The 9,310-nt window shown below is 70.7% G+C and carries 10 protein-coding genes; 3 read left to right on the forward strand and 7 right to left on the reverse strand.

Going from position 1 to position 9,310, the window contains the following annotated elements; genetic code table 11:
* Positions 1-936 (reverse strand): homocysteine S-methyltransferase family protein (locus G6020_RS16845; RefSeq protein WP_241732537.1); only part of this gene is annotated, 936 nt, incomplete at its 3' end.
* A 49-nt stretch (positions 937-985) separates the two neighbouring features.
* Between G6020_RS16845 and G6020_RS02550 the strand changes: the two genes are divergently transcribed.
* Positions 986-1,912, forward strand: coding sequence for a PAC2 family protein (locus G6020_RS02550; RefSeq protein ID WP_179525275.1), 927 nt, complete (start codon positions 986-988; stop codon positions 1,910-1,912).
* Positions 1,913-1,939: 27 nt separating this feature from the next.
* Here G6020_RS02550 and mshC read toward each other — a convergent pair whose 3' ends face one another.
* The 5 genes from mshC to G6020_RS02575 all read right to left on the reverse strand — a co-directional run bounded on the left by mshC (position 1,940) and on the right by G6020_RS02575 (position 6,239).
* On the reverse strand, positions 1,940-3,190 hold the full coding sequence (gene mshC / locus G6020_RS02555) for a cysteine--1-D-myo-inosityl 2-amino-2-deoxy-alpha-D-glucopyranoside ligase (protein ID WP_182609559.1): 1,251 nt from the start codon (positions 3,188-3,190) through the stop codon (positions 1,940-1,942).
* A 27-nt stretch (positions 3,191-3,217) separates the two neighbouring features.
* Positions 3,218-4,000: an SCO1664 family protein gene (locus tag G6020_RS02560; RefSeq protein ID WP_179525277.1), complete on the reverse strand. Its 783-nt coding sequence runs from the start codon at positions 3,998-4,000 to the stop codon at positions 3,218-3,220.
* Complete coding sequence (locus G6020_RS02565) at positions 3,997-4,584, reverse strand: DUF3090 domain-containing protein (RefSeq protein ID WP_179525278.1); 588 nt, start codon at positions 4,582-4,584, stop codon at positions 3,997-3,999. Before G6020_RS02565 ends, G6020_RS02560 begins: the two co-directional genes overlap by 4 nt.
* 61 nt (positions 4,585-4,645) lie before the next feature.
* Positions 4,646-5,353, reverse strand: a complete 708-nt coding sequence (locus tag G6020_RS02570; protein ID WP_182609560.1) for a histidine phosphatase family protein — start codon at positions 5,351-5,353, stop codon at positions 4,646-4,648.
* 40 nt (positions 5,354-5,393) lie between these two features.
* Positions 5,394-6,239, reverse strand: a complete 846-nt coding sequence (locus G6020_RS02575) for an undecaprenyl-diphosphate phosphatase (protein ID WP_241732539.1) — start codon at positions 6,237-6,239, stop codon at positions 5,394-5,396.
* A gap of 175 nt (positions 6,240-6,414) precedes the next feature.
* On the opposite strand from G6020_RS02575, the gene G6020_RS02580 reads away from it, so the two are divergent.
* Positions 6,415-7,446, forward strand: coding sequence for a hypothetical protein (locus tag G6020_RS02580; protein WP_182609562.1), 1,032 nt, complete (start codon positions 6,415-6,417; stop codon positions 7,444-7,446).
* Between the two features lie 34 nt (positions 7,447-7,480).
* Entirely contained in the window at positions 7,481-8,548 is a 1,068-nt protein-coding gene (locus tag G6020_RS02585; RefSeq protein ID WP_182609563.1) for a quinone-dependent dihydroorotate dehydrogenase, read from the forward strand.
* Positions 8,549-8,551: 3 nt separating this feature from the next.
* On the opposite strand, the gene G6020_RS02590 is transcribed toward G6020_RS02585, so the two are convergent.
* On the reverse strand, positions 8,552-9,094 hold the full coding sequence (locus G6020_RS02590) for a YbhB/YbcL family Raf kinase inhibitor-like protein (protein ID WP_179525283.1): 543 nt from the start codon (positions 9,092-9,094) through the stop codon (positions 8,552-8,554).
* Between the last annotated feature and the right edge of the window lie 216 nt (positions 9,095-9,310).

The following is a 9,310-nucleotide window of genomic DNA, read 5'->3' on the forward strand; positions in this document are numbered from 1 at the left end:
CCTCACCTCGTCCCGGAGGCGGGTGATGTGTTCGGGGGTGGTGCCGCAGCATCCGCCGACCATCGACAGCCCGAACTCGGAGACGAAGTCGGCGACCTGGGGGCCGAACGCCTCGGCGCCGAGCGGGTACACGGCTCCGTGTTCTCCCAGTTCGGGCAGTCCCGCGTTGGGCATGACGGAGACGGGGACGCCGGCGTGCTGGGTGAGGTAGCGCAGGTGCTCGATCATCTCGGCGGGCCCGGTGGCGCAGTTGAGGCCGATCATGTCGATGCCGAGCGGTTCGAGCGCGGTCAGTGCCGCCCCGATGTCGGACCCCAGGAGCATGGTCCCGGTGGTCTCGATGGTCACGTGCGTGATGATGGGCAGCCGGCGCCCGGCGGCGGCCATGCCGTCCTGGCAGCCCAGTACCGCGGCCTTGACCTGGAGCAGGTCCTGGCTTGTCTCCACGAGGAACGCGTCGGCTCCGCCCCGGGCCAGGCCCTCCGCCGCGCGGGCGTAGGCGTCCCTCATCTCCTCGAACGTGGCCTGCCCGAGCGAGGGCAACTTGGTCCCCGGGCCGAGGGAGCCGAGCACCATCCGCGGCGTGCCGTCCTCGGAGGGGCCCATCTCGTCGGCGACCTGCCGGGCGATCGCGGCACCCTTCTCGGCCAGCTCGCCGATGCGGTCGACGATGTCGTAGTCCCCCAGGTTGGACAGGTTGCACCCGAAGGTGTTGGTCTCCACCAGATCCGCGCCGGCCTCGAAGAACGCGCGGTGGATGTCCGCGACGACGTCCGGGCGGGTGGCGTTGAGGATCTCGTTGCATCCCTCCAGACCGAGGAAGTCGACGTCCACATCCAGGTCCACCGCCTGCAACATCGTGCCCATCGCCCCGTCGCTGATCAGTACTCGCCGGCGGGCGGCGTCCAACAGGGGCGAATCGAAATCGACAGACATGGCCCCAGTGTATGGGTGCCCCGGAAGTGTCCGTCCGTAGGCTGTACTGATGACTGTCGAATGGACCCCCGACGGGCACCTCGATCTCGAGAGCCCGGTGATGATCGTGGCCTTCGAGGGCTGGAACGACGCCGCGGACGTGGCGACCGGGACCGTCGAACATCTCGCCCTGACCTGGGAGGCGCGGCAGATCGCGGAGATCGGTGGCGACGAGTTCTTCGACTACCTCGACCAGCGGCCGACGGTCCGGCATTCCGGCGGGGTGTCGCGATCGGTCGAGTGGCCACAGATCCTCGTGTCCGCGTGCCGACCGGACGGGTTCGACCACGACGTGTTGCTGGTCCGGGGGCCCGAGCCGGGTCTGAAGTGGCGCCGGTTCGCCTCCGAGTTCGTGGACCTCGTCGACACCCTGGGAGTCACCGAGGTGGTGCTGTTGGGTGCCTATCTCGCCGATGTGCCCCACACCCGCCCCGTTCCGCTCACCGGGACGGCGTTCAATCGGCAGAGGATGGCCGAGATGGGGGTCCGGGCCTCCGATTACGAGGGGCCCACCGGGATGACCGGGGTCCTCCAGCAACTCCTCACCGAGGCCGGGGTCCCGACGGTGAGTCTGTGGGCGGGTGTCCCCCACTACGTTGCCGCACCGCCCAATCCGCGCGGCACCGAGGCGGTGCTGTCCTGGTTGGCGGAGAACCTGGGGGTGGCCGTCCCGATGGACGCACTGCGCGTGCAGTCCCGCACGTGGGTCGCGAAGGTCGACGCCGCCGCCGGCGAGGACGAGGACCTCCGCGACTACATCCAGTCCCTGGAGGACCGGATGGACGACGAGAACGGTGTCGGGGCGGGGGTCGACCCCGAACCCGACCGTGGTCGGGCCGCTGACGGGGAGACGATGCCGCTGGTCGACGGCGAGTCGATCGCCGCCGAGTTCGAGCGCTTCCTGCGAGGCGAGCGGGACGAGCCCGACGCCGGGTAGACCGTCGGACCGGTCACCGGAACGCCGTCAGGTGGCGGGGGCGAGACCGAGCAGGGCGTCGAGGGCGGTCGCGATGGACGGTCCCGCGGACGGGTCGGACTCGTCCCCGGCCAGGGTCGCCTCTGCCCACCTGTCGACCGCGGCCAGGGCGCCCGGGGTGTCGAGGTCGTCCGCGAGACGTTCCCGCACGGCGATGATGGTCGCGGCGGAGTCGGCGCCCGATCCCCGGGAGATCGCACGGAACCACGTCTCGCACCGGGAGCGGGCCTCCGCGAGCAGGTCCTCCGACCAGGAGCGGTCCGTCCGGTAATGGCCGGCGGCCAGGGCGAGTCGGATGACGGCCGGGTCCACCCCCTGTTCGCGGAGTGTCTTGACCCGGACGAGATTGCCCAACGACTTGCTCATCTTGACCCCGTCGAGGCCGATCATCGCCGCGTGCACGTAGAAGCGCGCGAACGGGGAACGACCGGTCGCGGCCTCCGCGTGGGCGGCGGAGAACTCGTGGTGTGGGAACGCGAGGTCGCTGCCCCCACCCTGGATGTCGAACTCCATACCCAGGCGGTTCCGGGCGATCGCCGAACACTCGATGTGCCATCCGGGTCTGCCCGCCCCCCAGGGCGAGGGCCAGGACGGCTCCCCCGGTCGCTGCACCCGCCACAGCAGTGCGTCCAGCGGGTGCTCCTTGCCGGGCCGGTCCGGGTCCCCGCCGCGCTCGGCGAACGCGGCGGCCATCTCCTGGGCGTCGTACCCCGACTCGTACCCGAAGGCCGGGGTGGCCCGGTGTCGGTAGTAGACATCGGGGTACCCGTCGACCCCGGGATCGATCCGGTAGGCGTGGCCGCGGTCGACGAGCTCGGCGACCATCTCCACGACCTCGTCGATGGTCTCGGTGGCGGCCACGTAGTCGCGGGGTGGGAGCACGCGGAGCGCCTCCATGTCGGAGCGGAACAGATCGGTCTCACGGTCCCCGAGTTCCCTCCAGTCCACGCCGTCGCGCTCCGCCCTCTCGAACAGCGGGTCGTCGACGTCCGTGGTGTTCTGGACGTAGTGGACCTCGTGTCCGGCGTCCAGCAGGAGCCGGTACACCAGATCGAACGTCAGGTAGGTCGCCGCGTGACCGAGGTGGGTGGTGTCGTAGGGGGTGATGCCGCAGACGTACATCCCGGCGACTGGCCCGGCGGACACCTCCCGGACCTGTCCGCTCGCCGTGTCGTACAACTTCAGGGGGGCACCGTCGCCGGGGACGGCGGGGACGGCAGGCGGGGGCCACGAGTGCATGCGGGCGAGTCTAGATACCGGGCGGGTTCAGAAGAGCGGCCAGGGTAACGGGTAGCCCGCTCCCGGTACGGGGAACACCTCGCCGTCGAGCAGTGCGGTGACCCGAGCGCCCAGTGCGCGTACCTCGGCGGGTGAGAGCAGGTCACGCAGGCTTTCCGCGAGGAGGGCGTCCCCGGACAGCCCGTCGCGCACCCTGCCCAGTCCCTCGAGATCCCCCGGGGGCAGCGGCTGGCCGGCCCACCCCCACAGGACGGTGCGCAGCTTCGGCTCGGTGTGGAACGACAGGCCGTGATCGATCGCCCAGATCAGGCCGGAGGTGTCGACGAGGACGTGTCCGCCCTTGCGGTCGGCGTTGTTGACGACGTGGTCGAACAACGCGATACGACGGAGCCGTTCGTCCAGGGCGTGCGCCACCACCACGTCCTCCCCGCGGGATCCCTCACCCCGGAGCACCGCCACCCGGCCGGGGGGAAGGGCGCCCACCGGGTGGACGTCCACCGGGTCGTGGCCGGGCGCCTCACCCCGGTCGAGCTCGTCGATCCATCGTTGCGCCATCCCCGGGCCGCCGGGGCCGTGTGCTCCCACCGTCTCGGGCACCAGGTCCCACCCCAGGGCCACGGACACCGCGTACGCCGCGATCTCCCGGGCCGCCAGGCTGCCGTCGGGGAAGTCCATGAGCGGCCGCTCCCCCGCCGACGGTTTGTACACCCAGTGCCCGCCCTCGGCGTCCACGCAGCGGTACACCGCGTTGCTTCCCGAGGGGATCCGGTGCAGAACGGTGAGTTCGGGGCCCGGCGGGCGGGCGGTCACGGGTCGACGAGGTCGGCGAGCGCATCACCGGAGCGCGGGAGGTACCCGTTGAGACGGATGCACAGGTGACCCGTGGTGTCGATCGGCTCGCCGCACAGCGGGCACGGAGCGCGCCCGGCGGAGACGACCTTCTCGCTGCGCAGGACGAACTGCCGTGCACGCTGCGGGGTCAGGAACACGCGGAGCGCGTCCGGGGCGTCCTCCGCGTCCGAGAGGACCACCGACTCGTCGGTGGCGGTGGGGTCCGCCGCCAGCAGCTCCACGACGATCTGGCTCTTCTCGCCGTCCCACCCCAGGCCCATCGTGCCCACCTGGAACTCCGCGTCGACGGGCATCTCCAGCGGCGCCAGGTCGTCCACGACGCCGGCGGCCGGGGGGACGGGGACATCGGACTTCGCGGCGATCTCGTCGAGGAGATCCCCCATCCGCTCCGAGAGGATCTGGGCCTGTTGCTTCTCGCACCGGACGGAGACGGTTCGGCCGCCGCCCGTGGCCTGGACGAAGAACACGCGCTCGCCGGGTTGGCCGACCGTGCCCACCACGAACCGGGCCGGGTCGCGGAACTCGTGGACTTCCCTGCTCATGCCGGTCGTCTCCCTCGTGTGCTGCCGTGTGGTGCCGGGTGGTCCCGGGTGGAGGCGCGGTTCATAAGGGTACGTTCCCGCCGGGCACCGCGTCCGAGCTGGCGTCTCCGGCGGTGGCGTTGCCCACGTGTCCGGCGGGCTCCCCGCGGAGACTGGCGAGGTCTCCACCGGTGTCGTTGACCCGGAGGACGAACGGCCGGTGGGGGGTGTAGCGGACCACCGACACCGATCCCGGCTCCACCACGATGCGCTGGAAGTGGTCGAGATGCATCCCGTACGCGTCGGCGATCACCGACTTGATCACGTCTCCGTGGCTACACGCCACCCACAGCACGTCACGGCCCGCGTCCTCGGCCAGGCGGCGGTCGTGCTCCCGGACGGCCGAGACGGCGCGGGTGGCCATCTCGGCGAGGGACTCACCCCCGGGGAAGACGGCCGAGGAGGGGTGCTGCTGCACCACCGACCACATGTGTTCGGACGCGAGCTCGGTCAGGGTCCGTCCGGTCCAGGTGCCGTAGTCGACCTCGACCAGGCCCTCCTCGACCACGGGCTCCACCCCGAACGCGGCGGCCAACGGCTCGACCGTCTCCCGGCAGCGCATGAGCGGCGACCGGACGACCGCCTCGACCGGGAGGCCGGCGAGACGTCGGCAGAGGTCCTGTGCCTGCGCGCGACCCGTCTCGTCGAGCCCGACCCCGGACGTGCGGCCGGCCAGTGTCAGCGCGGTGTTGGCGGTCGAGCGGCCGTGGCGGAGGAGGATGACGGTCATAACGGCAGGTTACCGACGCCGCGCCACTTCGGTGGTGTGGTCAGGTCGCGGGGATCGCGCCGGTGGACAGCAGCGCGATCACGACCAGGCCCAGGACGATGCGGTACCCGGCGAACCAGGCCAGGGAGTGGTTCTGCACGAAACGCAGGAGCCAGGCGATGGCGGCGTAGCCCAGCACGAACGCGATCACCGATCCCACGATCAGCTGGATCCCGGTGGCGGACTGCCCCACGGACGGCTCGAACGCGTCGGGGAGGCTGAACAACCCGGAGGCCAGGACCGCCGGGATGGCCAGCAGGAAGGAGAACCGTGCGGCGGCCTCGCGGGACATGTTGAGGAACAGGCCGGCGGAGATGGTGCCACCCGAACGGCTGACACCGGGGATGAGGGCCAGGCACTGGGCCAGTCCCATGACCACCGCGTCCTTCATCGTCAAGCCCTCGAGCGACTGGCCGTCGACGGGGCGGTCCTGCTTGGAGACCTTCTCCGCGATGAGGAACACGAAGGAGAACGCGATGAGCACGATCGCCGTGATCCACAGATTCCGGGCGGCGTCCCGGATGAGGTCTTTGCCGAGGAAGCCGATCACGGCGATGGGGATCGATCCGATGATCACGTACCAGCCGAGCCGGTAGTCCGGGTCGTCGCGGTGCCGGCGGTAGAACACGCCCCGGAACCAGGCGACGAGGATCCGCACGATGTCCTTGAAGAAGAACACCAGCACGGCGGCCTCCGTGCCGAGCTGGATGACCGCGGTGAACGAGGCGCCCGCGTCCGCACCGAACAGCCAGGTGGAGAAGATGCGTAGGTGCCCGGAGGACGAGACGGGCAGGAACTCCGTGATCCCCTGGATCACGGAGAGCACGATCACCTGGAGCCAGGACATGCCGTCCGCAGCGGGGGCGGCCAGGACCGTCGGGTTCACGGGCGCTGCTTTCTGTCGGGGAACGTCGGCATGGGCGTGGTTGACTCACCGCACCGCCGTGAGGGTAGTCGTCCGGACCTGGACGGCGACTGAGGACCCGCGTGGGGGACACTGTGGAGACGTCGAAAGGAACACCGTGCCCCTTCGTGTCCACCGCCGCTCCGCTGTGACCGCCGCTCTGCTCTCCCTCGCCGTCGGGCTCGCCGGCTGCGCGTCGACCACCAGCCAACTGGAGGACTACACCGGGATCGAGCAGGGTAACGCCCGTCCCGCCGCGTCGCCCCAGGTCTCCGATCCCGAGGGCGGTGAGGTCGTCCCGGTCCCGGGGTCCGTGTCCTCCCTGGTCGCCGTGGGCGACAGGGTGGTGGCGCAGGTCGACGGCCCGCCGACTCTGGAGATCGCCCGCGTGGACGGGACCCGATGGATCCCGGAGACGACCGTCGAGCTGCCCGCGGATGCGGGAACCGCCACTGCCGGGGTCGACGGGACGGTTCTTGTCCCCTTCGGCGACGGCGTCGTCGTGGTCACGGCGGCAGGTGACGCACGCGAGATCTCGGGACTCGGACCGGTCACCGCGGCGGCCGTGACCACCGACGGTCGCCTGCTCACGGGCGCCCCCGGCGGCGACGTGGTCGTCCGGGACGCCGACGGGACGGAACAGCATCGCCTCGCAGGCCTGACATCGGTCGATCGGATCAGTGTGGCCCGGGACGGTTCGGTCACGGCGTTCAGCCGACCGGACACCGTCATCGCCAGCATCGACCTGGACGAGGACGGCGCGGGACCGCTCCTGCGCGCCGGGAAGGGCGCCGGGAGACTCGACGAGTACGGCGAGGGCACGGTCGTCGCCAGCGACACCGTGGGTGACACGCTCCTCGTCTACTCGACCTCCCCGATCCGGCTCCACCAGCAGTTCCCGGTCGCAGCGGCCCCCTGGGCGGTCGCCGGGGACCCCACCCGGGACGTCGTCTGGGTCACCTCCACCGGAACCAACACCGTCCAGGCGTACGATCTCGGCGACGGCACAGGGGTCCGGCGTGCCGAGATCGCGACGGTACGTCAGCCGGACTCGCTGGTGGTCACGGCCTCCGGGACCGTGGTCGTCGGTTCCTCCGACGGTGCCGGCCTCCACCTGATGCGCCCATCACTGCCCGTGCCGTCGAGCTGATCGAAGGACCACCCACGTCCCATCGAGGAGGACCGTGTACTCGCTGATGAAGAGTGTGCTGTTCCGCTTTCCGGCGGAGCGGATCCACCACCTGGTATTCGGCTTTCTCAAGCTGCTGACCCTGGTGCCGCCACTGGGCTCCCTGGTGCGCCGGTTCCTCGGCGTCCGGGATCCGGTGCTGGCCCAGGATGTCCTGGGACGTCGCTTTCCGGGGCCGCTCGGCCTCGCGGCCGGTTTCGACAAGAACGCGGCCGCCGTCGACTCGTGGGGGGCGATCGGCTTCGGTTTCAGTGAGGTCGGCACGGTCACCGCCTCACCCCAGCCCGGCAACCCGCCACCTCGTCTGTTCCGGCTGCCGGAGGACCGGGCCATCCTCAACCGCATGGGGTTCAACAACCACGGCGCGGGCAACGCGGCCAACAACCTGCGTCGTCGGCGCAGCAGCGACCCGGTGGGGATCAACATCGGCAAGACCAAGGTGGTGCCCGCGGAGGACGCCGTTCGCGACTACGTGGCCTCGGCCAGCATGCTCACCGGGCTGGCCGACTACATGGTGGTCAACGTCAGCTCCCCCAACACCCCCGGCCTGAGGGACCTGCAGGCGGTCGAATCGCTGCGTCCCATCCTCACGGCGGTCCGTGACGTGGCGACGATCCCGGTGTTGGTCAAAATCGCCCCGGACCTGGACGACGCGGACATCGACGCGGTCACCGATCTCGTCGTGCAGCTCGGCCTCGCCGGCATCGTGGCCACCAACACCACCATCTCGCGCGACGGGCTCACGACCCCGGCGAGCACGGTGGCGGCGATGGGCGCGGGCGGGATCTCGGGGGCACCCGTCGCGGACCGGTCCCGCCAGGTGCTCGCCCGGATCCACGAGCGGGCCGGCGATCGGATCGTCATCATCTCGGTCGGCGGCGTCGAGACCCCGGAGGACGTGTGGGACCGCATCACCCACGGTGCTCATCTTGTCCAGACCTACACCGGCTTCGTGTTCACCGGCCCCGGTCTCATCCGTGGGACCAACAAGCTCGTCGCCCGACGGCTCCGGCAGGGCGGGTTCGCCTCCCTGGCGGAGGCCGTCGGTTCCGCGGTCAGCTGACTCTCACTGCTCGAAGAGCGCCGTGGTGGTCCCGCGGGCCAGGCCCTGCCCGAAGAGGTTGAACCCCACGAAGGCGCAGGAGGCGTCCTCTCCGAGTTCGATCTCGTCGCCGACGGCGTGAACGGCGAGGATGTACCGGTGCGGACCGTGGCCCTCCGGTGGGGCCGCACCCACGAACCCCCTGAACCCGGCGTCGTTGCGGACCACGACGGCCCCCTCCGGGAGGCCCGAGGTGTCGTCGCCGGTGCACGCCCCCTCCGGTAGCGAGGTCACGTCGGCCGGGATGTTGGCCACCGACCAGTGCCAGAACCCCGAGGCGGTCGGCGCGTCGGGGTCGAACACGGTCACCACATAGGTCCGGGTCCCCTCCGGTCCGGCACTCCAGCTCACCTGTGGGGACTTGTCCTCGCCGCCTTCGACGCCCATCTTCCCGCCGAGCTGCGCGGACGACAGGGTGGAGCCCTCGGCGAAGGACTCGCTCGTCACCTCGAGCGCGGGGAGATCCGGAAGGGCGTCATAGGGGTTCGGCACGCGGAAGTCGGTCATCGTCATCCTCCTGGGTCGGACGGTGTGGGGAGGCATCCCCCAGCCGGTCACGTCCTTGTCTACCAGCGATGACCGGCAGGCGCCGTGTGTGAGCGGGGTCCGATTTGTCCCACGGTTCGCGCATCGGCTAGTGTCATTCCTCGCACGACCAAGCCGGGAACGAACCGGTGCAGGTCATCAGTGTGCGAGCGCGAGTGGCGGAATGGCAGACGCGCT

This window comes from Dietzia sp. B19 (assembly GCF_014145155.1).
Classification (GTDB): Bacteria; Actinomycetota; Actinomycetes; order Mycobacteriales; family Mycobacteriaceae; genus Dietzia; species Dietzia natronolimnaea.

Excerpts from the sequence above, each read along its gene's own strand:
- G6020_RS02590 (WP_179525283.1), bottom strand. The coding sequence starts at position 9,094 with ATGACCGACTTCCGCGTGCCGAACCCCTATGACGCCCTTCCGGATCTC.
- mshC (WP_182609559.1), bottom strand. The coding sequence starts at position 3,190 with ATGCACTCGTGGCCCCCGCCTGCCGTCCCCGCCGTCCCCGGCGACGGT.
- G6020_RS02565 (WP_179525278.1), bottom strand. The coding sequence starts at position 4,584 with ATGAGCAGGGAAGTCCACGAGTTCCGCGACCCGGCCCGGTTCGTGGTG.
- G6020_RS02570 (WP_182609560.1), bottom strand. The coding sequence starts at position 5,353 with ATGACCGTCATCCTCCTCCGCCACGGCCGCTCGACCGCCAACACCGCG.
- G6020_RS02550 (WP_179525275.1), top strand. The coding sequence starts at position 986 with ATGACTGTCGAATGGACCCCCGACGGGCACCTCGATCTCGAGAGCCCG.
- G6020_RS02575 (WP_241732539.1), bottom strand. The coding sequence starts at position 6,239 with ATGTCCTGGCTCCAGGTGATCGTGCTCTCCGTGATCCAGGGGATCACG.